The organism is Methylocystis sp., assembly GCF_051061225.1.
In the GTDB taxonomy this organism is placed as follows: domain Bacteria; phylum Pseudomonadota; class Alphaproteobacteria; order Rhizobiales; family Beijerinckiaceae; genus Methylocystis.
The window spans coordinates 143,567-166,476 of the sequence record NZ_JBPFEB010000068.1 but is presented as its reverse complement, the minus strand read 5'-3'; the positions used below and the strand labels follow the sequence as shown (position 1 = coordinate 166,476).

20 protein-coding genes are annotated in these 22,910 nt (G+C 68.5%); 3 read left to right on the top strand and 17 right to left on the bottom strand.

The window, feature by feature from the left end; translation table 11 throughout:
- The first annotated feature begins 12 nt into the window (after nucleotides 1-12).
- On the top strand, nucleotides 13-1,509 hold the full coding sequence (locus ACR652_RS13305; protein WP_434506970.1) for an urease accessory protein UreH domain-containing protein: 1,497 nt from the start codon (nucleotides 13-15) through the stop codon (nucleotides 1,507-1,509).
- On the opposite strand, the gene rsmD is transcribed toward ACR652_RS13305, so the two are convergent.
- Both rsmD and ACR652_RS13295 read right to left on the bottom strand, forming a co-directional pair.
- A complete protein-coding gene (gene rsmD, locus ACR652_RS13300) occupies nucleotides 1,497-2,054 on the bottom strand; it encodes a 16S rRNA (guanine(966)-N(2))-methyltransferase RsmD (RefSeq protein WP_434506969.1) in 558 nt (185 codons plus the stop codon). The genes ACR652_RS13305 and rsmD overlap by 13 nt on opposite strands.
- Nucleotides 2,055-2,057: 3 nt before the next feature.
- Nucleotides 2,058-4,109, bottom strand: coding sequence for a pseudouridine synthase (locus tag ACR652_RS13295; RefSeq protein ID WP_434506968.1), 2,052 nt, complete (start codon nucleotides 4,107-4,109; stop codon nucleotides 2,058-2,060).
- Between the two features lie 78 nt (nucleotides 4,110-4,187).
- Here ACR652_RS13295 and ACR652_RS13290 point away from each other — a divergent pair, with 78 nt between their 5' ends.
- Complete coding sequence (locus ACR652_RS13290) at nucleotides 4,188-4,640, top strand: nucleoside deaminase (RefSeq protein WP_434506967.1); 453 nt, start codon at nucleotides 4,188-4,190, stop codon at nucleotides 4,638-4,640.
- Here ACR652_RS13290 and ACR652_RS13285 read toward each other — a convergent pair.
- On the bottom strand, nucleotides 4,625-5,506 hold the full coding sequence (locus tag ACR652_RS13285) for a patatin-like phospholipase family protein (RefSeq protein ID WP_434506966.1): 882 nt from the start codon (nucleotides 5,504-5,506) through the stop codon (nucleotides 4,625-4,627). The two genes, ACR652_RS13290 and ACR652_RS13285, sit on opposite strands and share 16 nt — an antisense overlap.
- A gap of 233 nt (nucleotides 5,507-5,739) precedes the next feature.
- Here ACR652_RS13285 and ACR652_RS13280 point away from each other — a divergent pair, with 233 nt between their 5' ends.
- A complete protein-coding gene (locus ACR652_RS13280; RefSeq protein WP_434506965.1) occupies nucleotides 5,740-6,327 on the top strand; it encodes a beta-class carbonic anhydrase in 588 nt (195 codons plus the stop codon).
- A 124-nt stretch (nucleotides 6,328-6,451) separates the two neighbouring features.
- On the opposite strand, the gene hemA is transcribed toward ACR652_RS13280, so the two are convergent.
- From hemA to ACR652_RS13210, 14 genes are all read right to left on the bottom strand, one after another.
- Nucleotides 6,452-7,738, bottom strand: coding sequence for a 5-aminolevulinate synthase (hemA, locus tag ACR652_RS13275; RefSeq protein WP_434506964.1), 1,287 nt, complete (start codon nucleotides 7,736-7,738; stop codon nucleotides 6,452-6,454).
- A 399-nt stretch (nucleotides 7,739-8,137) separates the two neighbouring features.
- Nucleotides 8,138-9,523, bottom strand: a complete 1,386-nt coding sequence (locus tag ACR652_RS13270; RefSeq protein ID WP_434506963.1) for a M20/M25/M40 family metallo-hydrolase — start codon at nucleotides 9,521-9,523, stop codon at nucleotides 8,138-8,140.
- A 124-nt stretch (nucleotides 9,524-9,647) separates the two neighbouring features.
- Nucleotides 9,648-10,529 carry a 3-hydroxybutyryl-CoA dehydrogenase gene (locus tag ACR652_RS13265; protein ID WP_434506962.1) on the bottom strand — a complete coding sequence of 294 codons (882 nt, stop codon included), beginning with the start codon at nucleotides 10,527-10,529 and terminating at the stop codon, nucleotides 9,648-9,650.
- Between the two features lie 263 nt (nucleotides 10,530-10,792).
- Nucleotides 10,793-11,737: an electron transfer flavoprotein subunit alpha/FixB family protein gene (locus ACR652_RS13260; protein WP_434506961.1), complete on the bottom strand. Its 945-nt coding sequence runs from the start codon at nucleotides 11,735-11,737 to the stop codon at nucleotides 10,793-10,795.
- 1 nt (nucleotide 11,738) lies between these two features.
- Nucleotides 11,739-12,485 carry an electron transfer flavoprotein subunit beta/FixA family protein gene (locus ACR652_RS13255; protein ID WP_434506960.1) on the bottom strand — a complete coding sequence of 249 codons (747 nt, stop codon included), beginning with the start codon at nucleotides 12,483-12,485 and terminating at the stop codon, nucleotides 11,739-11,741.
- 150 nt (nucleotides 12,486-12,635) lie between these two features.
- Nucleotides 12,636-13,469: a rhomboid family intramembrane serine protease gene (locus tag ACR652_RS13250; protein WP_434506959.1), complete on the bottom strand. Its 834-nt coding sequence runs from the start codon at nucleotides 13,467-13,469 to the stop codon at nucleotides 12,636-12,638.
- 66 nt (nucleotides 13,470-13,535) lie between these two features.
- A complete protein-coding gene (locus tag ACR652_RS13245) occupies nucleotides 13,536-14,954 on the bottom strand; it encodes a lipopolysaccharide biosynthesis protein (protein WP_434506958.1) in 1,419 nt (472 codons plus the stop codon).
- A gap of 151 nt (nucleotides 14,955-15,105) precedes the next feature.
- Nucleotides 15,106-18,081 carry an isoleucine--tRNA ligase gene (gene ileS, locus ACR652_RS13240; protein WP_434506957.1) on the bottom strand — a complete coding sequence of 992 codons (2,976 nt, stop codon included), beginning with the start codon at nucleotides 18,079-18,081 and terminating at the stop codon, nucleotides 15,106-15,108.
- 198 nt (nucleotides 18,082-18,279) lie between these two features.
- Complete coding sequence (locus tag ACR652_RS13235; protein WP_434506956.1) at nucleotides 18,280-18,573, bottom strand: hypothetical protein; 294 nt, start codon at nucleotides 18,571-18,573, stop codon at nucleotides 18,280-18,282.
- Between the two features lie 75 nt (nucleotides 18,574-18,648).
- A complete protein-coding gene (locus tag ACR652_RS13230; protein WP_434506955.1) occupies nucleotides 18,649-19,329 on the bottom strand; it encodes an arylesterase in 681 nt (226 codons plus the stop codon).
- 356 nt (nucleotides 19,330-19,685) lie between these two features.
- On the bottom strand, nucleotides 19,686-20,636 hold the full coding sequence (locus ACR652_RS13225) for a bifunctional riboflavin kinase/FAD synthetase (protein ID WP_434507021.1): 951 nt from the start codon (nucleotides 20,634-20,636) through the stop codon (nucleotides 19,686-19,688).
- 19 nt (nucleotides 20,637-20,655) lie between these two features.
- Nucleotides 20,656-21,132: a MaoC family dehydratase gene (locus ACR652_RS13220; protein ID WP_434506954.1), complete on the bottom strand. Its 477-nt coding sequence runs from the start codon at nucleotides 21,130-21,132 to the stop codon at nucleotides 20,656-20,658.
- 63 nt (nucleotides 21,133-21,195) lie between these two features.
- The gene (locus ACR652_RS13215; protein ID WP_434506953.1) at nucleotides 21,196-22,092 is read right to left on the bottom strand and encodes a TIGR01459 family HAD-type hydrolase; all 897 of its coding nucleotides are present in this window, start codon (nucleotides 22,090-22,092) and stop codon (nucleotides 21,196-21,198) included.
- Nucleotides 22,089-22,802 carry a carbonic anhydrase gene (locus ACR652_RS13210; protein WP_434506952.1) on the bottom strand — a complete coding sequence of 238 codons (714 nt, stop codon included), beginning with the start codon at nucleotides 22,800-22,802 and terminating at the stop codon, nucleotides 22,089-22,091. Before ACR652_RS13210 ends, ACR652_RS13215 begins: the two co-directional genes overlap by 4 nt.
- Nucleotides 22,803-22,910: the final 108 nt, after the last annotated feature.

Below are 22,910 nucleotides of genomic sequence, written 5' to 3'. Positions count from 1 at the left end.
GGCGTCCATCGCGTGGACGCCAGCTACCCCACCGAGACGGTCGTCGTCTCTTACGATCCCTCGACGGCGACTCTCGGCGCCATTCATGCGGCGGTCGCGGCGCTCGGCTATCGCGTGGAGGAGCGGGAGCGCCCGCCCAAGCCCTTTCTTCAGCGGCTCGCCCTGATCGCGCTTGCCTTGGCGGGTCTTGCTGGCCTCATTCTCGTTGATGCACGCTGGATCAGCGCAAGCGGCGCGCCGGACATTTCGCGGCATATGAGCCTCTGGCTCATCTTTCTGCTCGGCCTCGTCACCGGCTTTCACTGCGTGGGCATGTGCGGCGGATTTGTCGTGAGCTATGCGACGGCGCAAGCCGAGGCCGGCCGCTCCGCCCTCGTCGCGCATCTGTCCTTCGCCGCCGCCAAGACGCTGTCCTATACGGCGATTGGCGCGCTGTTCGGCGCGCTGGGGGCGATTGTCGCCTTCACGCCGGCGCTGCGCGGCGCCGCCGGCGTCGCGGCGGGGCTTTTCCTCATCGTCTTCGGCCTCAACATGCTGGGGCTGTTCAAGCCGTTGCGGCGCTTCCGGCTCGGCCTGCCGGGGCCGCTTCAGCGCTGGGTGTTCCGCGAGGCGCAGGCGCCGCATCGGCCTTTCGCGATCGGCCTCCTCAACGGGCTGATAATCGCCTGCGGTCCCCTGCAGGCCATGTATGTGATGGCCGCCGGGACGGGGAGCGCGATCGAGGGCGCCAGGATGCTCTTCGCCTTCGGGCTCGGCACGCTGCCAGTGATGCTCGCCTTCGGCGCCGTCGCCTCGCTGCTGTCGAGCGCGCTCACCCACCGGCTGCTGCGCGCCTCGGGCGTGATCGTCGTGGCGCTCGGCGCGGTGATGATCAATCGCGGGCTCATCCTCACCGGCTCCGGCGCCGATCTCGTCTCGGTGGTGTCGCGGCTTCGCGAGCCGCTCCCGCCGGCCGCGCCGGCCGCTCCCGCCGTGCAGGTGATCGAGATGGAGGCCAACGCCCTGGGTTATGCGCCCGCGCGCTTCACGCTGGTGAAGGGCGCGCCGGTCAAATGGGTGATTAACGCCACCGAGCTGACGAGCTGCAACAACCGCATCGTCGTTCCCGCCCTAGGGCTCGCCTTCGACCTCAAGCCCGGCCGGCAGACCATCGACTTCACCCCGACGCAGAGCGGGATCATTCCCTGGAGCTGCTGGATGGGCATGATCCGGGGCGAGTTCGTGGTGATCGACCCGGCCGCCCCAGCCCCTGCTCCCGCCCCAGCCTCACAGCCGACGCCCACCGCGCCGCCACCCGAGGCGTCGCCTGAGCCGATCCGCCCGGTTTCGCCCTCCACCTATGTCGTGCGGCGCGGCGACACGCTGGAAGGGATCGCCCGCAAGCTTTATGGCGACGCCGGCCGCTGGCGCGACATCGCCGCCGCCAATGCCGGCAAGCGCCGGCTCGTTCCCGGCGCGACACTCATCCTCCCCGCCGCGCCGCGCCGCTCCGGGCGTCAGCCGCGATAGCGGGCGAAGACGAACTGCGTGTCGCCGTAACGGCGCGCGTCTTCCGGCGCCAGGGCGGGAGGCAGCTCGATGGCCGCCCCGGCCGCCTCCTCGACGACCACGAGCGCGCCGGCGGTAAGCCAGCCGCCGTCAATCAGGGCCGCGAGCGCGGGTTCTGCAAGGCTTTTGCCATAGGGCGGGTCCAGAAAGGCGAGCGAGAAGCGTTCGCCCGGGGGCGCCGCGCCGAGCCTCGTCGCGTCGCGGCGGAAGACGCGGGTGACGCCGCCAAGCCCGAGCGCCTCGACATTGGCGCGCAGCAGCGCGCGCGCCTCGGCGCCGTCGTCGACGAACAGCGCGCGGGCCGCGCCGCGCGACAGCGCCTCGAGCCCAAGCGCGCCCGTGCCGGCGAAAAGATCTATCACCGCCGCGCCAGCGACGGGATCATCGAAGCGATGGGCGAGAATGTCGAAGACGGACTCGCGCAGCCGGTCCGACGTCGGCCGGATCGACTGCGAGCGGGGCGCGGAGAGCGCGCGCCCGCGCAGGGCGCCGCCGACAATGCGCATGGCTTACCCGCGCGGTTTGCGCGGCCCCTTCCCCGGAGCGCCGCCAGGCCCCTTGCCAAGTCCCTTGCCAAGTCCCTTGCCAGACCCCTTGCCGGGGCCTCTGCCAGCCCCCCCCTTGCCGAAATCCTTGCCAGGCCCTCTGCCGGGACCTCTGGGTCCGGCGCCGGGACCGCCCCGGCCGGCGGGGCCGGCTGGGCCCTTGGCGGCGTCGCGAGATGGCCCTTTGCGAGGCGCGCCGCGCGGGGCGCGGTCCTCGCCCGGCGTTCCGGCGCCGCCGCGCGCGCCTCGATGGCCGCCCTCGGGGGCTCCGGCCCTGTCTCGCCGTGGCCGGTCGCCGGCTTCGGCGCCGAAGCTCCGCGCCCGGGGGGGACGGTCAAATCTTTCCGGGCGATCGCCGCCCTCCCGCGGACGCCGCGCAGCGCGGTCGTCCCGCGCGCCGGCCTCACCCGACCGGCGGGGCCCGGCGCCAAAGGCGCGCGGGCGTCCGGCGCCCTCGACTCTTTCCGTCCGCTCGCCGCCCTCGCGGGGCCGGCGCGGGGCGCGGTCGTCCCGGGGACCGGCGTCGTCACGCCGGGGCGGGCGACGCTCGAACCGGCCGTCGCTGTCCTGCGGCCGGCTGCGGGCGTGGTCGCGCGAGGTTTTCACGTCGCCATGGGCGCGCCGCTCGGCGCCTTCGCCCGCCCGCGCACGCCGCTTTTCGAATCCCTCGCCCTCGGGACGCCCCGCCGGGCCGCGCCCACGCGCGGGGCGCTCGAAGCCGGCCTCGTCGGCGCGCGGCTTGCGCGGACCGCCGCGCATCGCCTCGAAACGCCGGGCGTTGCGGGAGTCTTTGCCCTCGTCGGACGCCGCCTTGCGGCGCGTCGGCGTCACGCGCTCGACCACCACGGCGCGACCCTTGCGGTCGGCGGTGGCGCCGCGCTCGATGCGCGCGCGCGGACCCGTCTCGCTCTCCTCCTCGCGCTGTCGGCGCAAAACGGAGACATGTTTGCGTGGGCGTTTCTCGGTCCGCTCGCGCTTCTCCTGCGCCTCGGCGGGCGTCGCCTCGCGCAGCGGCGAGGCGAAATCGACGCCCGCGAATTCGGCGAGACTCTTCCCGAGCTGATCGCGCAGGACTTTGAGCTTCACTTCCTCGGCGGCGCCCTCGGCCATATCGCCGAGCTGGAACGGGCCGTAGGAGATCCGGATGAGCCGGGTCACCGCAAGGCCGAGATGCTCCATCACGCGCTTGATTTCGCGGTTCTTGCCTTCGGTGAGCGCAACCGCGATCCACGCGTTCGCGCCCTGCACGCGCTCCAGCCGCGCCTCGATCGGCGCATAGACGACGTCGTCGATGGTCACGCCGGCGCGCAGCGCGTCGAGTTGCCCCTGGTCGACCTCGCCATGGACGCGCACGCGATAGCGGCGCGTCCAGCCGGTCGCGGGCAGTTCGAGCGTGCGGGCGAGGCCGCCGTCATTGGTCAGCAGCAGCAGCCCTTCGGTGTTGATGTCGAGCCGCCCGACGCTGACGAGGCGCGGCAGATCGGGATGGCGCTCCTCGAGGAAGGAAAAGACCGTCGCGCGCCCTTCCGGATCATGCGCGGTGGTGACATAGCCCGCCGGCTTGTGGAACAGGAACAGCCGCGTGCGCTCGCGCGCCTGCATGGGGGCCCCGTCGATGGTGACGCTGTCGGCGTCGGTGACATTGACGGCGGGGGTCCTCAGCGTCCGGCCGTTGACGGCGACGCGGCCCGCCGCGATCCAGTCCTCCGCGTCGCGGCGCGAGCAGACGCCGGCGCGCGCCATCGCCTTGGCGATGCGCTCTCCTTCGAAAGAGCTGGTCTTTTCCGGCGGCGCGGGCAGGGATTTGGCGGACTTGCCGGTTCTGGCGGGTTTCGCGTCGGGGCGCTTGTCCGAAGGCCGCTTGCCGCCCTTCCCGGCTTTTGATGCATCGAAAGAGGCGCCGGCGGCTTTCTTGCCGCGCGCGTCGGGGCGCGCCTCGGAATGGGAGTCGCGGCGGCGCATCGGACGGTCGCCGCCGGGCGCGCCGGAGCGCTTGCTGGGTTTCTTGTCGGCCATGATCTTTGATAGCAGGCGAAGCGGCGGCTTTGAAGCGCGATCAGCGCGCCTCTTGCGCCGGCGCGCGCGGGAGAAGACATGAGCGTGATGAAACCCGATCCCTTCGCCGCCGCCTTCGAGGCGGCGGGCGCCGCGGCGGCGGCCGGAGAAGTGCCGGTCGGCGCCGCCATCCTGCGCGACGGGGCCGTCATCGCCACGGGCGCGAATCGCACCCTGCGCGACAAGGACCCCACCGCCCACGCCGAAATGGTCGCGATTCGCGACGCGGCCCGCGCGCTCGGCAACGAGCGGCTCAACGCGTGCGATCTCTACGTGACGCTGGAGCCCTGCGCCATGTGCGCGGCGGCGATCTCCTTCGCGCGCATCCGCCGGCTGTATTTCGCGGCCGGCGATCCCAAGGGCGGCGCGGTCGAGCACGGGCCGCGCTTCTTCTCCCAGCCGACCTGCCATCACGCGCCGGAGGTGTACGGCGGCATTCGCGAGAGCGAGGCGGCGCGCCTGCTGCGCGACTTCTTTCAGTCGAGACGCTGAGTCTCCCGCCGCGCGGCGGCGCGCAACAACCCCTCGCGCAGCAGATCGCGGCAGGAATCGCCCGCGTCGAAGATGCGCGAGGCCTTGAACACGTCGAGGGCGAGATACTGGTGGACGGCCGGGACGACGAGGACGTCGGGCGGATCGTCCTCCAGCATGCGGGCGCTGAGCGAATTCATGAGAATCTGCGTCGCGACGATCATGGTCTGAAAGGCCGTGGGCGCGCGCGTCTCGCTCTCGGCGCCGCTGTTGCCCGAGACGTTCACCGCGATGATGATGTCCGCCTTGCCCGCGAGATGGGCGTAGGGAAGCGGATTCACCAGCCCGCCGTCTACGAGATAGCCGTGCTCGCCCTTTGTCGCGCGCACCACTCCGGGAACCGACATGGAGCCGGCGACGGCCGGGCGCAGCAGGCCATTCGAAAACACCACCTCGCAGCGGCGGCGGAAATCCGTCGCCACGACGGTGAGCGGGATGGCCAGATCCTCGAAACGCTCCGGCACGCCCATCGGCCAGAAGGCGTCGAGAAATCTCTCGCCGTCGATCAGCAGCGGATGGCCGACGCCCTTGAACAGGCGTTTGCGCCCGCGCGCCCGCGCATGAAACAGCCGACGCGCGAGGCGGAAGCGGTTGCGCAGCACCGCTTCCGTATGGGCGCGCAGATCGGCGCCCGAGAACCCCGCCGCATAGGCCGCGCCGATGATCGCGCCGATCGAGGTGCCCGCCAGCGCGACCGGACGCACGCCCATGTCGTCGAGCGCCTGTAACACGCTGATATGGGCGAGACCGCGCGCGCCGCCGCCGCCCAGCGCCACGGCGACCGTCTTGCCGGCCAGCGCCTCTGCGAGGGCGACGCCGCGCGGCATCAGCGGCGGCCCCGCGCCGCGAACACAGGGGAAAGCTCGGCGCGTTCACGCATATGCGGCGAAACCCTTTCCTGCGCCTCGAAAAGAAAGCCGGGAGCAGAGGCGATGGCGGCCATCCCGCCATCGGACCTCATTTCTCCTCGCCCCGCAAAGCGACATTGTCACTGAAAATATCGCGTTCGCTTGCTTGATAGACGCGTCGAAGCGTCACAGCCCGGCGGGAGGAAAACAAAATGAGCAAGATTCTCGATGAAGTTTTGGCGGCGAACGCGAACTATGCCGCGACCTTCGGGTCGAAGGGCGATCTCGCGCTGCCCCCGGCGCGCGGCTTCGCCATTCTCACCTGCATGGACGCGCGTCTCGATCCGGCGAAATACGCCGGCCTCTCGGAAGGCGACGCCCATGTCATTCGCAACGCCGGCGGCCGCGCCTCCGATGACGCCATCCGCTCGCTCGTGATCTCGCACAAGCTGCTCGGCACGAAGGAGTGGTTCGTCATCCACCACACCAATTGCGGCATGGAGCTGTTCTGCGACGAGGTGATGGGCGATCTGCTCGAGGACAATCTCTCCACGGCCGCGCTCGACATGTCGACCCTGAAATGGTCGAACCCGCAGCATGGCGGCGGCTGCTCGGCCGGCCATTTCATCAAATGGCACACGATCAGCAATCAGGAAGACAGCGTCGCGCAGGACGTCGCCCGCATCCGCTCGCATCCGCTCGTGCCCAAGAACATCCCGATCTACGGCTATATCTACGACGTGAAGAGCGGCAAGCTCGTGGAAGTTTCCAAGGCGTCGCAGATCGGCCGCGCGGCCTGAGCGCCACCGGCCGCCGTGTGTCGGGAGGCGCGCGCCGCGCGCGTCCCGGCCTCGGGGGCCGCGCCAAAGAAAAATGGCCGGGGAACGCCCGGCCATTTTGCAAACCCGATCGGGAGAACGTGTCTTACTGCGCCGCGAGTTTGATTTCCGCGTAGGAGCAATGCTCCTTGCTCTTTTCGTCGACATGCAGATGCGACGGCGGCTCGACGAAGGGAATGCCGAGCGTCTGCCAGACATCGACGACCGATTCGACGAGGTGCGCGATATGCTCCTGCGTATGCCGGGGCGTCGGCGTGATGCGCAGCCGCTCCGAGCCCTTGGCGACCGTCGGATAATTGATCGGCTGGATGTAGATGCTGTGGCGCGTGAGCAGCAGATCGCTCGCGGCCTTGCACAGCTCCGCGTCGCGCACCATCACCGGCACGATATGCGAGCCGTTTTCGAGCACTGGCAGACCGGCGGCGGCGAGCGCGTGCCGCGTGATATAGGCGGCCCGCTGATGCGCGGCGCGCAGGTCCGGGCGGCGCTTGAGCAGGCGCACGGCGGCGCAGGCGGCGGCGGCCACCGGCGGCGGCAGGGCGGTCGAGAAGATGAAGGCGCCGGCGTAGGAGCGGATCGCGTCGATGACGGCGGCGTCGCCCGCGACATAGCCGCCCATGGCGCCGAAGCCCTTGGCGAGCGTGCCCTCGATCACGTCGATGCGGCCCATCACGCCGTCACGCTCGCAGATGCCGCCGCCGCGCGCGCCATACATGCCGACCGCATGGACCTCGTCGACATAGGTCATCGCGCCATAGCGCTCGGCGAGAGAAGCGATCTTTTCGACCGGCGCGATGTTGCCGTTCATCGAATAGAGGCTCTCGAAGACGATGAGCTTCGGCCGGTCGCCGGCCTCGATCAGCAGCTCTTCAAGATGGGCGAGGTCGTTGTGGCGGAAAATCTTCCTTTCCGCGCGCGACCGCTTCACGCCCTCGATCATCGAATTGTGATTCGACGCGTCGGACAGGATGAGGCAGTTGGGCAGAAGATCGGCGATGGTGGAAATCGCCGCGAGATTGGAAATCCAGCCCGAGGTGAAGACGAGCGCCGCCTCCTTGCCATGCAGATCGGCGAGTTCGCGCTCGAGCTCGACGATGGCGTGACTCGTGCCGGAAATATTGCGGGTGCCGCCCGCCCCGGCGCCGACCTTGCCGGCTGTCTCGATCATCGCCGAGATCGCTTCGGGGTGCTGGCCCATGCCGAGATAGTCGTTGGAGCACCAGACGGTGACGTCTTCGATCGACCCGTCGTCCCTGTGCCAGCGCGCGAGGGGAAAGCTGTCGACGTCGCGCTCCAGATGCACGAAGACCCGGTAACGGCGCTCGTCCTTCAGACGGGAGACGGCCGCCTCGAAATATCGCCGGTAGACCATTGCAGACCCTCGATCTTGACGCCCATCACATCTGGAGAGCGGCCCCGTCCCGCCTGCCCGCCAGTTTGGACGATTTCTTACATAGCCGATCCTGGGCGGGATTGCGAGTGGCGGATTGCCGCGTGGTAGCAGAGTCTTGGGCCACGACGCCATGTCCGCCGGGCGTCCGTTTGATGGCGCCACGGACGACCGCGCTCAGCGGGAGAGTGACCGCCGCCTGCGCCTATCGGCTCGCCAGCTCACGACATTTCGAGAAGACCCGAAGCCGGAATTTTGAGGACGGGAAATGACGACAAGGCTCTCCCCTCCTGGCCCCAACCGGCTTTTGCGAGGCTTGCGGCGCCCGCCCGCGGCCGCCCGCGAATCCGGTTTCTTGACTGCCGATGTGTAAATCCCGCGTCACCCCGCCAGCGCGTCCAGAATCCGCGCCCAGCTCCGCGCCCCCTTGTGGAAGGACGTGTAGCTGTATTTCTCGTTGGGCGAGTGGATGCGGTCGTCGTCGAGCGCGAAGCCGATCATCAGCGCGTCCATGCCGAGATCGCGCTTGAAGGCGCCGACAATCGGGATGGAGCCGCCGCAGCCGGCGAGCGCCGCCTCCTTGCCCCATTCCGCCGCCAGCGCCCGCCGCGCGCGGCTCAACGCCTCCGAGCCAAAGGGCAATTGCAGCGCGTTGGAGGCCCCATGGTTGATGAATTCGACCTTGGCGTCTGCCGGCAGCCGCTCGCGCACGAAGGCCCGGAAGCTCTCCAGCACCGCCTTCGCGTCCTGCTGGCCGACGAGGCGGAAGGAGACCTTGGCGGAGGCCTGCGCCGGCAGCACGGTCTTGGCGCCCTTGCCCGTATAGCCGCCCACGATCCCGTTCACGTCGCAGGTCGGGCGCGCCCAGATCTGCTCCATGATCCCGCGCCCCGGCTCGCCGCCGATGCGGGTCAACCCCACCTCCGAGAGCCACTGCGCCTGGTCGAATTCGAGCGTGCGCCACTGCTCAGCGATGTCCTCGGGAATGTCCGGCACGCCGTCGTAGAAGCCCGGCAGGGTCACCCGGCCCTCGGCGTCGTGCAGATCGGCGATGATTTTCGCCAGCACATGGACGGGGTTGTTCACGGGACCGCCGAACATGCCGGAATGCAGATCGTGGCTGGCGATGCGGATGATCACTTCCTCCTGCGCGAGGCCGCGCAGCATGACGGTGATCGCCGGGGTCGTCGGGTTCCACATGCTGGTGTCACAGACGAGCGCGATGCCCGGCTCCGACAGCTCCTTCTGGTGCCTGGCGAGGAACTCCGGCAGCGACGGCGAGCCGGTCTCCTCCTCGCCCTCGAAGAGGAAGGTGACATGGCAGGGCAGGCCGCCATTGGCCTCGAAGGCGCGGCAGGCCTCGACGAAGGTCATGAGCTGGCCCTTGTCGTCCGACGCGCCGCGGGCGACGATGTCCCGACCGTTGCGGCCCTCGGTCAGACGGGGCGCGAAGGGGTCGGTCTCCCAGAGCTCCAGCGGGTCCGGCGGCTGCACGTCGTAATGGCCGTAGAACAGCACATGCGGCGCGTCCTTGCGCCTGGCGCTGGCGTGGCCGACGACGATCGGGTGGCCCGGCGTCTCGCGCACCTCGGCCGTATAGCCCAGGCCCTTCAACTGCCCGGCCAGCCAATCGGCGGCGCGCAGGCAATGCTGCGTGTAGGCCGGATCGGTGGAGACGGAGGGGATGCTCAGAAGCTCGAAGAGGCGGTCCGTCGACGCCGGGAGATTGGCGTCGATCGTGTCGAGAACAGCGTCGATGGCGGCCATGGAATCACGTCCTTCGCAGTTGATGCGAAGCTAGTGCGAAGGACCCGCCGAGGGAAGGCGCAAAGGGGAAGTTGCGGGAGCGGACGACGCCCCGCCGCCCGCCGGCGACTCCGATCGGCCGCGCTTACCGCGTCGGCGTCGGCGTGCCGCTGCGATAATCGTAGAAGCCGCGCTGGGTCTTCTTGCCGAGCCAGCCGGCCTCGACATATTTCACCAGCAGCGGGCAGGGGCGGTATTTGGTGTCGGCGAGCCCTTCGTGCAGCACCTGCATCACCGAAAGGCAGGTGTCGAGGCCGATGAAGTCGGCAAGCTGGAGCGGACCCATGGGATGGTTCGCGCCGAGCCGCATCGCCGTGTCGATCGCCTCGACGGAGCCCACGCCTTCGTAGAGCGTGTAGATCGCCTCATTGATCATCGGCAGCAGAATGCGGTTGACTATGAAGGCCGGGAAATCCTCGGCCACCGTCACCGTCTTGCCGAGCTTCGCGCAGAAGGCTCTGGCCTCTTCGAAAGTGACGTCGTCGGTCGCGATGCCGCGAATGAGCTCGACGAGCTGCATGCGCGGCACCGGGTTCATGAAATGAATGCCGATGAAGCGCTCCGGCCGGCCGGTGATCGAGGCCAGCCGCGTGATGGAGATGGAGGAGGTGTTCGAGGCGATGATGCCCTCGGGCTTCACCACCAGCGCGACGTCGGCGAGGATCTTGCGCTTGACCTCTTCGTTCTCGGTCGCGGCCTCGATGACGATGTCGCAGTCGCGGAAATCCTGAATCGCGGGCGCGGCGGAGACATGCGGCAATGCGGCGTCGACGGCCTCCGCCGCCAGAAAACCGCGCTCGACCGCCTTCCTCATCTGGACGCCGATGTCCGCGATGCCCGCCTCGATGCGCTCCGGCGTCACGTCATTGATCGCGACGTCCAGCCCCGACAGCGCGCAGACATGCGCAATGCCCTTGCCCATCTGACCCGCGCCGATGACGCCCACTTTGCGAATTTCGAAGCTCATTTTCGAACACCTGGCGAGTGAACCGCCCCTCTCCGGGCGGACGGCTGCGATGCAATTGCGGCCACGTTGCAGTGCAATATAACGCGCGTTCGTGTCGAATGGAAACCGGCAAGCTTCAAAAAGTCTGAATTGGTGAAGAGTGGCTCGTTGGCCGCCAAGCCCCGGCGCCCTCTCCCTGCCTCGCGCGTCAAAGGGCGTCTGAACCGACGCCCGCCTTGCGACGGGCGACGGCGGGTTGGGGAGGGGGCCTTTCAGCCCCCCGCTTATTTGCCGAGCTTCGCCAGCTCCGCGTCGAGCTCCGGGATAGCCTGGAAGAGGTCCGCCACCAGCCCGTAGTCGGCGACCTGGAAGATCGGCGCCTCTTCGTCCTTGTTGATGGCGACGATGATCTTCGAGTCCTTCATGCCGGCGAGATGCTGGATCGCGCCGGAAATGCCGACCGCGACGTAAAGCTCGGGCGCGACCGCCTTGCCGGTCTGGCCGACCTGGAGGTCGTTGGGCGCATAGCCGGCGTCGACGGCGGCGCGCGAGGCGCCGATCGCCGCGTTGAGGCGGTTCGCCACCGGATCGAGCACCTTGTGGAAGTTCTCGGCGGAGCCGAGGGCGCGGCCGCCCGAGATGATGATGCGGGCCGAGGTCAGCTCGGGGCGCTCGGACTTCGCAAGCTCCTCGCTCTTGAAGGACGAGACGCCCGGATTGGCCCCCGCGCCGATCGACTCGACCGGCGCCGAGCCCCCCTCGGGCGCGGCGGCGAAGGCCGTGGTGCGCACCGTGATGACCTTTTTGGCGTCCTTCGCGCGCACGGTCTGGATGGCGTTGCCGGCGTAGATCGGACGCTCGAAGGTGTCGGGCGAGACGACCTTGATGATGTCGGAGACCTGCGCCACGTCGAGCAGCGCCGCGACGCGCGGCAGCACGTTCTTGGTCGCGCTGGTCGAGGGGGCGATGATCACGTCATAGGCGGGCGCGAGCTGAAGGATCAGCGCGGCGACCGGCTCGGCGAGCAGATGGTCGAGCGCGGCGTCCTCGGCGTAAAGCGCCTTCTCCACGCCCGCGATCTTGGCGGCCTGCTCGGCGGCGCCCTTGAGGCCCGGGCCGACGACGAGAACATGGATCGGGCCGCCAATCTGCTGGGCGGCGGTCACGGCCTTGGCGGTCGCGGGCGCGAGCGCGCCATTGGCGGTTTCGGCGAGAAGCAGAATGGCCATGTCAGAGAACTCCCGCTTCCTTGAGCTTCGAGACGAGTTCGGCGACCGAGCCGACCTTGACGCCCGCCGAGCGGGTCGCGGGTTCGGCGGTCTTCAGCACTTCGAGGCGCGGCGCGATGTCGACGCCATAGTCGGCGGGCGCCTTGACGGCGACCTCCTTCTTCTTCGCCTTGATGATGTTGGGCAGGCTGGCGTAGCGCGGCTCGTTGAGGCGCAGATCGGTCGTCACCACCGCCGGGAGCTTGAGGCTCACCGTCTGGAGGCCGCCGTCGATCTCGCGGGTCACGTCCACCGCGCCGTCGGCGATCACGACCTTCGAGGCGAAGGTGCCCTGGCCCCAGCCGAGCAGGGCGGCGAGCATCTGGCCGGTCTGGTTGCTGTCGTCGTCGATCGCCTGCTTGCCGAGCACGATCAGGCCCGGCTGCTCTTCGGCGGCGATCTTGGCGAGGATCTTGGCCACCGCGAGCGGCTCGACGGTTTCGTCGGTCTTGACCAGAATGCCGCGATCGGCGCCCATGGCCAGCGCGGTGCGCAGGGTCTCGTCAGCCTTGGCCGGGCCGATGGAGACGACAACGACTTCCGTCGCCTTGCCGGCTTCCTTCAGGCGCAGCGCCTCTTCGACGGCGATCTCGTCGAAGGGGTTCATGGACATCTTCACATTGGCGAGGTCGACGCCCGAACCGTCCGGCTTGACCCGGATTTTCACATTGTAGTCGACGACCCGCTTGACGGGCACGAGAATCTTCATCGCGCGACCTCTGGAGATGGCGGCTTAGCGCTTGCCGCGCCCTTGCCTCGAAAAACTGTGGCGGTCTGGTAACGGGGGCGCGCGCGCAAGTCAAACGGGGAGGCCGGAACGGCCGTCCGCCTGGCGCGCGCGGCCCGTTCGGCGGATGTGTCAGCCCTCGCTTCCCTCCGGCGGCGCCGGTTGCGACGCGGCGGGCGGCCGGCTCGACGGGCCGCGATCGAAGAGCGGGTGGCTACGGCGCTTGAAGATCGGGGTCAGCGCGAGCCCAGCAACGATGCCGCCGACATGGGCCATCCAGGCGACATGGCTTTCGCCGCCGCCCCAGCTCGCATTCACGAGTTGCAGCAGGATCCAGGCGCCGATGAACAGGAAGCCCGAGGCGTGGAAGGAGAACAGCGGCGGCTTGAGCCCAAACAGCCGCCGCGTCGGCGCACGCGATCCATCGGCCAGGGTGATGACCCAGTAGGGCAGCATGACGAAGGTCAGCGGCGGAAAGAACCCCGTGACGGTCGCGCGCGGATAGAGCAGCAGAAAGGCGGCGCAGACCCCGGAAATGGCGCTCGACGCCCCCACCAGCGGGGTGAAGGACTGGGGCGTCGCGTAAACGTAGAAGACGCCCGCGACGACGCCGCAGGAGAGATAGAACAGCAGGTAGTGCAGCGACCCCATCGCGTCCTCGACATTGTCGCCGAAGACGTAGAGGAACAGCATGTTGCTCAGGAGATGCAGCAGCGAGGAGTGGAAGAAGAGCGCCGTGATCAGCGTCGCCGGGGCCGGCGGCCCCACCACCCAGTCGGCCAGATTGGCCTCGCCGAACAGCACGCGCGGAATGACCGCGAAGCCGCGCATGATGGTCAGCGGATCGCCCAGCGCCTCGCTATAGACGACGAGGAACACCAGCACATTGATCGCGATCAGCGCATGATTGACCACCGGCCGCTTGAGATGGCGCAGGGGCGCGTCGTCGTAGAGCGGCATCACCATGGCGTCAAACCTCGTTTCAGGGGAATTCTGGCCCGAGCCTTTAACATAAGAGCGCCGGCCAGCTTGTCACCTGCGCGCGCGCAGCCAGGCGCAGGCGTGGCCGCGCAGCCCGGCGATGTCGAAGACCAGCACCATCGCCCCGTAGATGGCCGCCCCGGCGACGACCTGCACGACCAGCGTGGCGAAGCCCGGCGCCATGCCGCGCATCGGCAGCAGCGCGACGAACATCACCCCCGTCCCCACCACCGCCGCGTACAGATCCCAGAAGGAGGGCCAGACCGGCTGCGCCCGCAGCGCGAAATAGATGGTGGCGGCGAGCGCGGCGACATAGCCGCCCGCCTGGGCGACGGCGAGATTGGAGGCGTCGCGCCCCCAGGGCAGGGCGAACAGCAGGAGCAGCGAGGCGGCGGCGGCGGCGGCGGCGGCCAGGACGAGCGGCGCCGTGCGCTTGGCGATCTGGAAGATGGGGTTCACCCCGAAGTTGATCATGCCCATGGCGAAGAGCCCCGGCAGCAGCAGGCCGAGATAATGGCCGAAGGGGCCGCGATACTGCCCCGGCACGATCAGCGCCTGCACCGACGGCATGACCAGCCACAGCCCGACGCAGGCCGGCAGCAGAAAGGCGAAGACGACGCCCATATTGGCGGCGACCTGCGCGAGCCCGCGATCCTCGCCATGCTTCTCATGGGCGGCGACGGCGATCTGGAACAGCAGCACGTCGAGCGCCGAGCCGAAGGCCGACACGGCCCGCACGCCGAGGTCATAGGCGAGCGCGAATTGCCCGGTTTCGGCGAAATCATAGACGCTGGCGACGATGGCGCGGGCCGCGAGCGGCATGGTCTGATAGAGCAGATGGGCGGCCACGATGGGGGCGCTGTAGGCGGCGAGCAGCCGCACCGTGTCGATCTCGGCGTCGCGATAGCGCACGCCGGGGTCGTGCAGCGCCGGGCGGCTGATGAGCACCGTGCCGAAGAGGCTGGCGACGCCGCCCGCCAGCGCCACGCCCGCCGAGCGGAAGACATAGGCCCCGCCGCCGATGAGGACAAACGCCAGCATATTCTTCACGAGGACGAGGCGGCCATAGGCGGCGTCCTCGAACCGCGCGCGGGCGAGCGCGGTGGAATAATCGAACAGCCCGTTCGCCGTGGCGGTGAGCAGGGCGAGCAGAATGAGCTCGCTGTCGAAGTCGAGCGTCGGGCCGATCAGCGCATAGACCAGCGTCGTCACGAAGAGAAAGGCGGTGACGAGGAGGAAGGACGCGCCGAGCGTCGAGCGGATGATCGGTTCGCTCTCGCGGGTGCGCCGCGAATAGAAGCGCGTGGCGGAGAGCCGCAGCCAGTCGTAGAGCGCCGTCTGCACCACCACGGCGATGGAAAAGGCGAGCGCGAAGCGCCCATATTCCTCCGGGCCGAGGAACTTCGCCACCAGCAGGCCGATGATGAAATTGGTGATGGTGTTGGCGAGGAAGGCGAGAAGGACGCTCACGGGAGAAAGACCCCCTCCCTGTCTCTCCCCCGCTTCGCGGGAGAGGGGACGCTCGCGATCCGCATCGCCGGCGAAGGCCACGGCCTGGCTCCCTCTCCCGCGAAGCGGGGGAGGGTCGGGGAGGGGGCCCCCACCATTTTCATCCTACCCGTCACGCGCTCCAGCGCCCGAGCGCCGCCAACTCGCGCAGCGCCTGCGCGTCGCGCGGGGTCACGTCGGGATATTCGGCGTCCGCCGTCGACGGGTCGAAATATTTCCAGGAGCGGGCGCATTTGACGCCCGGCGCCCGGCTCGGGACCACGGCCACGCCCGCGACCTCCGGCAGACGGAACGCGTCGGCGGGTCCCTCGCCGGTCTCGATCGACAGATCCGACACGATGCAGATTTCCGCGAAATCCACGCCGTCGAGCGCCGCGCGGAGATGGCCGTCGGCGATGAACACGGCGGGCGCCGCCTCGAGCGACGAGCCGACGCGCTTTTGCGCGCGTTCGATTTCCAGCGCGCCGGTCACCACCGACCGGATGGCGCGCACGCTCTCCCATTTCTTCGCCAGCGCCTCGTCGCGCCAATGCGAGGGAATGTCCGGGAAGCTCTCGACATGTACGGAGACGGCCTGCGGATAGCGGGCAAGCCACGCTTCCTCCGCCGTGAAGACGAGGATCGGCGCGAGCCAGGTCGTCACGCAGCGGAAGATGTGCTCGATCACGGCGAGCGACGCCCTGCGCTTTGCGCTCGACGGCGGCTCGCAATAGAGCGCGTCCTTGCGAATGTCGAAATAGAAGGCCGACAGATCGCTGGTCATGAAGGGCGTGAGCAGCGCCACGACCTTCTTGTAGTCATAGGCCGCGTAAGCGGCGCGGATGGCGGCGTCCATCTCGACGAGGCGATGCAGCATGAGCCGCTCCAGTTCGCCGGCGTGTTCGAGCGCCGCTTCGTCGTCGGCGCCGTAATGGGCGAGCGCGCCGATCATCCAGCGCAGCGTGTTGCGCAATTTGCGATAGAGATCGACGAAGGTCTTGAGAATCTCGGGGCCGACACGCAGATCGTCCGCATAATCCGAGGCCGCGACCCAGAGGCGCAGGATGTCCGCGCCCGAGTCGGCGATGACCTTCTGCGGCGCGACGACATTGCCGAGCGACTTCGACATCTTGCGGCCCTTCTCGTCCAGCACGAAGCCATGCGTCAGCACGGCGTCGTACGGCGCGCGGCCCCGCGTGCCGCAGCTTTCGAGAAGCGAGGAATGGAACCAGCCGCGATGCTGATCCGACCCTTCGAGATACATCACCTCGTCGTCGCCGCCGTCGCGCTTCCTGTGAATGCCGGCGAGCGCGGGGAAGTGTTCGGGATCATCCAGCACGAAGGCGTGGGTCGAGCCTGAGTCGAACCACACGTCGAGAACGTCGGCGACTTTCTCGTAGTCGTTGGGGTCGTAATCCGGCGCGAGGAAGCGCTCGGCGGCGCGCGCCTCGTACCAGGCGTCGGCGCCCTCCTTTTCGAAGGCCTCGACGATGCGGGCATTTACACGCGAGTCCACGAGGATGTCATGCCCGCCCTTCTTCACAAAGACGGCGATCGGCACGCCCCAGGCGCGCTGGCGCGAAACGACCCAGTCGGGACGATTGGCGATCATGCCGCGAATGCGGTTCTCGCCCGCCGCCGGCGTCCATTGCGTACGGGAGATTTCTTCGAGCGCCACGCCGCGCAGCGTGGGAGCGTTCGCGCCCGCGCCCGCCATCGGCTTGTCCATCGCGATGAACCATTGCGGGGTGTTGCGGAAGATCACCGGTTTCTTGGAACGCCAGGAATGCGGATATTGATGCTTCAGGCGCCCGCGCGCGATGAGATTGCCGGCCTTGACCAGTTCGGCCATCACGGCCTCGTTGGCGTCGCCCTTCTCGCCCTTTTCGGTGAGCACGCGCTTGCCCGGAAAGCCCGGCGCTTCCTGCGTATAAAATCCGTCCTCATCGACCGTATAGGGAATGCGCGTGTCGACGCCGCTCTCCGCGAGGCGGCGGCCGTTCGCCATCCAGATGTCGAAATCCTCGCGGCCATGGCCCGGCGCCGTATGCACGAAGCCCGTGCCCGTGTCGTCCGTCACATGATCGCCGTCGAACAGCGGCACGTCGAAAGCGTAGCCCAGATGCGCGAGGGGATGGGCGCAGATGAGATCGCCCAGTTCCTCGGCGCGCACGTCGCGCAGCCGCTCGAAGCCCTCGACCTTCGCCGCCTTGAACACGTCGCCCGCAAGCTTGTCGGCGAGAATGAATTTCGCGCCCGGGAAGGCCCAGTTGTTGTCCGGGGCCTCGGTCACCCGATAGAGGCCGTAGGCGATCTTCGACGAATAGGAAATCGCGCGATTGCCCGGCAACGTCCAGGGCGTCGTGGTCCAGATCACCACGCGCGCGTCGGCGAGATCGTCGGGCGCGCCCTTCGGGATCGGGAAGGCGACCCACACCGTATCCGAGGTGTGGTCCTCATATTCGACTTCCGCCTCCGCCAGCGCGGTCTTTTCGACGACGCTCCACATCACCGGCTTGGAGCCGCGATAGAGCAGGCCGTTCTCGGCGAATTTCAGGATTTCGCGGGCAATGATCGCTTCGGCCGGATAGGCCATGGTGGCGTAGGGCGTGTCCCACTCGCCGGCGACGCCGAGCCGCTTGAACTCCTCGCGCTGAACCGAAAGCCAGCGCTCCGCATAGGCGCGGCACTCGCGGCGGAAGGCGATCATCTCGTCGGGACGCGAGAAGTCCGGCTTCTTCTTGCCTAAAGCGCGGTAATTCTCTTCCTCGATCTTCCACTCGATCGGCAGGCCATGGCAGTCCCAGCCCGGCACATAGACGCAGTCCTTGCCGGTCATGCGCTGGCTGCGCGTGACGATGTCCTTGAGAATCTTGTTCAGCGCATGGCCGATGTGGATGTTGCCGTTCGCATAGGGCGGCCCGTCATGCAACGTGAATTTCGGCCGCCCGGCCGCGGCCTCGCGCATTTTTTCGTTGAGGCCGATCTCCGCCCAGCGCTTCAGGAATTCCGGCTCGCGCTGGGGCAGGCCCGCGCGCATCGGAAAGTCGGTCTGCGGCAGATAAAGGCTCGTCGAATAGTCCGGCCCTTTGGGCGCTTCGTCGTTCATGGCTCGATAAACCGGGGTCGGGGCCGGGATCGCCGGCAAGTCCGCGTGACATAAAGGATTTGGCAAGGAAGCGCCAACGCGCTGATAACCCGGGCTCCGCGCGAGCTCTGCTCAAGCGCGGACCGGGCCGGTAATTCGCCTTGGCCGGACAGTCAGCATGCCCCCCTTTAGCAAGCGGGGCGGCGAAAGCCAATCGAGCTAGCGCAAGCGGCGGAAGGGGCCGAGGCCGAGCCTGTTGGCGACCCATGCGCCGGCGCCGAGCAGGGCCGCCGCCGGGACGAGGATGAGAAACAGGCCGGACAGGAAAAACAGCCCGAGCCCGACGAGCGTCATCAGCCCGAGCCCGAGCAGCATGCTCTGGAACGGTCCGAGCCGGATGAGCCTGACCTCGCCAGAGCCCGACGAGACCCAGATGCGGGAGGCGGCGAAATCGTCTTCGCGCTCCTTGCCCGGCGGGATGATCTCGATGTCGCCCCTGCGTTCCTCGTTCATGACGCGGACTCCCTCGTGTCAGGCAACGAAGATAGGCGCTCGCCGCGCGCCCTGCAACGCGGCGAGTCGTTCGCCTCACCGGCCGGCGTAACCATAACGGCCGTGATCGCGGCGGTCGACGGCGTCGAGCTCGCGCGCGACCATCGGCGCCATGCGCGCGGCGATGTAATCGGAGCCGGCGGCGTTGGGATGTTCGCCGTCGCTGAGCATGCGGCCCGGATTGCCGAAGACGCCGTCGAGGAAGAAGGGATAATAGGCCACCCCCTCGCGCGCCGCCAAAGTCGGATAGACCGCGTCGAAGCGCCGCTTGTAGGACGGATCGCGCTTGGGCAGCGAGACCATCCCGGTCAGGATCACCCGCGCCCCGACGCGCTTGCTGTGATGGACGATCGTCTGAAGGTTGCGGTAGACGGCGCCCGGATCGGCGTCGCCCAGCATGTCGTTGCCGCCCAATTCGACGATCACCACATCCGCGCCGCCGCTGAAGGCCAGCGGGATGCGGTCGACGCCGACGTCCGTCGTGTCGCCCGCGCGCGAGCTGTTCATGATCAGCGCGTCGCCGCGTCCGCGCTGGGCGAGACGCCGGCGCAGCGCCTCGGGAAAGCTCGCTTCTTCGGGGAGGTTGAAGCCGGAGGTCAGGCTGTCGCCGAAGATCAGAACGCGTTTGAGATGCCGCGCCTGCGCGGCCTCGAAGGTCGCGCCGAAACCGAGCGTAAGGGTCAGAAAGGCGAGGATAAACCGCATGACGCCGCTCATGACAATCCTCCGGTAAGGAGAGTTGTCAGCCCCTGCAAGAAAGGCTAGGGCCGCGTGGCGACGGACCAAGCGCGGCGGGAGGATGTTTTGCTGGAAAGCAGGCGCGACGCCGTCATGGGGGCGCCATACCCTCCTTGCGAAGCGCACTCGATCAGCCGTTTTGTTGAGTTCATCGCCAATTTTACGACCTGATCCCCATACCTCCCCTTCACGGGGAGGTCGGCGGTCGCAGACCGCCGGGTGGGGTTCGAGCCGCGACAGCCATGGTGAGGCCTTGACCCCACCCGGTCCCTTCGGGACCACCCTCCCCGTGAAGGGGAGGGATGCGCCCACCTTGCGAGGTCAATCGGAAGCGCCTATCGGCTCTTCAGCATCCCGCGCGCCTTTGCGCTGTCGTCCTCCATCTGGGCGATGAGCGCCTCGACGCTGTCGAATTTCTCCTCGCCGCGGATGAAGCCGTAAAAGGCGACCTCGACGTCCTTGCCGTAAAGATCGCCCTCGAAGTCGAAGACGAAGACCTCGAGCAGCGGCGGACCATTGTCGAAGGTCGGGCGGCGGCCGAAATTGGCGACGCCCTTGCGCACGACGCCGTCGGCCTCCAGCGTCACCGCGTAGATGCCGTGCCGCAGCCGGTTCGAGGGATCGAGCGCGAGATTGGCGGTGGGGAAGCCGAGGAGACGGCCGCGCTTGTCGCCATGGCGCACGACGCCGCGCACGAAATAGGGATGGCCGAGAAGGCGCTGGGCCAGCGCCACGTCGCCCTTCTCCAGCGCCTCGCGCGTCGCGGTCGAGGAGACGGCGTCGAGACTGCCCTCCCCGTCGCTGGTGATGCGGTCGACGATCTCGACCGAAAAGCCCAGCCGCGCGCCTTCCGCGCGCAGGAAATCGGCGTCGCCCGCGCGGCCGGCGCCGAAGCGGAAATCATAGCCCGCGACCGCCGCCGAGACGCCAAGGCGCCCGGCGAGGACGCCCTCGGTGAAGACCGAGGCCGGCTGCGCGGCGAACTCCCGGTTGAAGGAGAGCACGATCATGCCGTCGAGCCCGAGGCGAGCGGCCTGCGCGGCCTTGGCGGCGGGCGGGGTGAGGCGGAAGATCACGGGCCTGCCGGCGAACACATCCGCCGGATGCGGCTCGAAGGTCAGCAGCGCGCAGGGCTTGCCGAGCTTTTTCGCCAACGCCTGGGCGCGCGCCACGACGCCGCGATGGCCGCGATGCAGGCCGTCGAAATTGCCGATGGCCACGACCGCGCCCTCAAGCCCCTGCGGCGGCGTGAGCGGATCGCGGGCGACGATGAAGGAGGGGGCCACGATCAAGGAGCCGACGCCGTCAGGCGGTCGCCGGTTTCTCCACCGGCGCGGCGGCGCGCGCGGCCTGTTCGCGCGAGGGCACCATCACCAGCGCCTCCCCGTCGAGCACCACCTTGCCGTCGACGAGACATTCGCATTTCAGCTTGGCCCGGCGGCCCTTCTCGACGAGCTCCACCACTTCGACGACCACGGTGATGACGTCGCCGATCTTGACGGGAGCGCGGAAATTCAGGGTCTGCGACAGATAGACGGCGCCCGGGCCGGGCAGATACATGCCGATGACGGTCGAGATCAGCGAGGCCGTGTAGAGGCCGTGCACGATGCGCTCGCCGAAGCGCGTCTTGGACGCGAAATGGTCGGAGAGATGGATGGGATTGCGGTCGCCGGAGAGATCGGCGAAAGCGATGACGTCGTCGTCCATCACCGCCTTCATCAGCGTCTCGCGCATGCCGACGCTCAGATCTTCGAAATAATAGATTTTGAAGGGCGTCGACATGGGGGTCACCGGAACGTTGCGAGTGGGAGAGGTTAAGGGGCGTTTAAGCCCGTTGGCCCCTTATTACCAGAAAATTGCGCGGGCCAAAGCCACGGGCCTGGCGCCGGCGGCGTCGATCAGCCGCGCCAGCGCGGCCGGATCGACGGCCGCGCCGCCCGGACGCAGCTCCTCGCCATGCACCCCGTCGGTGATGAAGACGCAGTCGAGCCCGGCCCGGCCGGCGCCGGCGAGATCGGTCAGCGCGCCATCGCCGATGGCGACGATTCGGGACCCGTCGACCGGCGCGCCGTTCAGGCGCGCCAGCCGCTCGCGGGCGGCGGCGTAGATGGGCGGATGCGGCTTGCCGAACATCAGGACCCTGCCGCCCATGGCGGCGTAGCGCTCGGCGAGCGCCCCGGCGCAATAGACCACGTCGTCGCCAATGGCGACGACAATGTCCGGATTGGCGCAGAGCATGGTGAGATCGCGCGCCTTCAGAGCCGCCAGCCGCTCGTCGTAATCCTGCGGGATCTCCGCGCGCTCCTCGAAGAGGCCGGTGCAGACGACGTACTCCGCCTCGTCGGGACCGACCTTGCGCAGCGGCGCGCCGAGGCGCCGGCCCGCCTCCTCGAACAGACCATTGTCGCGCGGCGGGCCGAGGTGGTAGCAGGCCTGCCCCTTGCGGGCGATCATGTCCAGAAGCGTCAGTTCGCCCGCCGAGACGAGATCGTCGAAAGCGTCCTGCGGCAAGCCGATCCCCAGGAGCTGGCGGCGCACTTCGTCGTCCGGCCGCGAGGCGTTGGTGACGAGCACCACCCGCCCGCCCCGGTCGCGGAAGGTCTTCAGCGCCGCGGCGGCTTGCGGGAAATGCCGCTTGCCGTCGATGAGCACCCCCCAGACGTCGCACAGGATGGCGTCATAGCGGCCGGAGAGCTCATGCAGACCGGCGATCTCGGGGACCTCGCTCGCGACGTCGATCAAAAACGCGCCTCCTCGAAAGCGGCGGCGTGGGCGCTCTCGGCCACGGGGACGAAATCGCCCGTCGCTTCGTCGAGCGCCAGCAGGCGGCCGTCGGCGACGCCGAAATAGGCGGCGTGGAGATGGAGATAGCCGCGCCGCTCGAGCACCTGCACCATCGGGAAGCTGCGCAGATGGGACAGGGTGAGCTTGATGGCCTCAAATTCGAGCTTCTGGAGATAGGCCGGGCTTTCGGGATCGGGGGCGACGCCGAGCGCCTCGACGGCGGGGGCGAGCATCTTGATCCAGTCGCCGATGAAGTCGCTGTGGGAGAGGCGGGGCGTCTCGGGATTGGCGGTGATGTCGGCAAAGGCGCGCACGCCGCCGCATTGGGCGTGGCCCAGCACGACGATATGCTGCACCTCCAGCGCCATGATCGCATATTCGAGCGCGGCGGAGGCGCCGTGGAAATGGTCGTCCGGCTCGTAAGGGGGAACCAGCGCCGCGACATTGCGCAGAACGAAGAGCTCGCCGGGGCCGGCGTCGAAGATCGCCTCGGGCGCGACGCGCGAGTCGCAGCAGCCGATCACCATGGTCGTCGGCCGCTGGCCCTTGAGGGCGAGCGTCCGGAATCGGGCCTGCTCGGCGCGGAAACGGCCGGAGAGAAACACCTTGTAGCCGTCGACGAGGTGAGACGGGAGGGCGTCGGGCGCCTGGCTGTCGTCAGCTTGCATGTTTGGCCGTTCGAAATGGATGCACGCGGGAGGGCCCCGCGAAGGCGGATGGCGGAGACGCCTCTTATTGTGTAGGAGAGCCGGCGCGGCAAGTGAAATGCGTCGCGC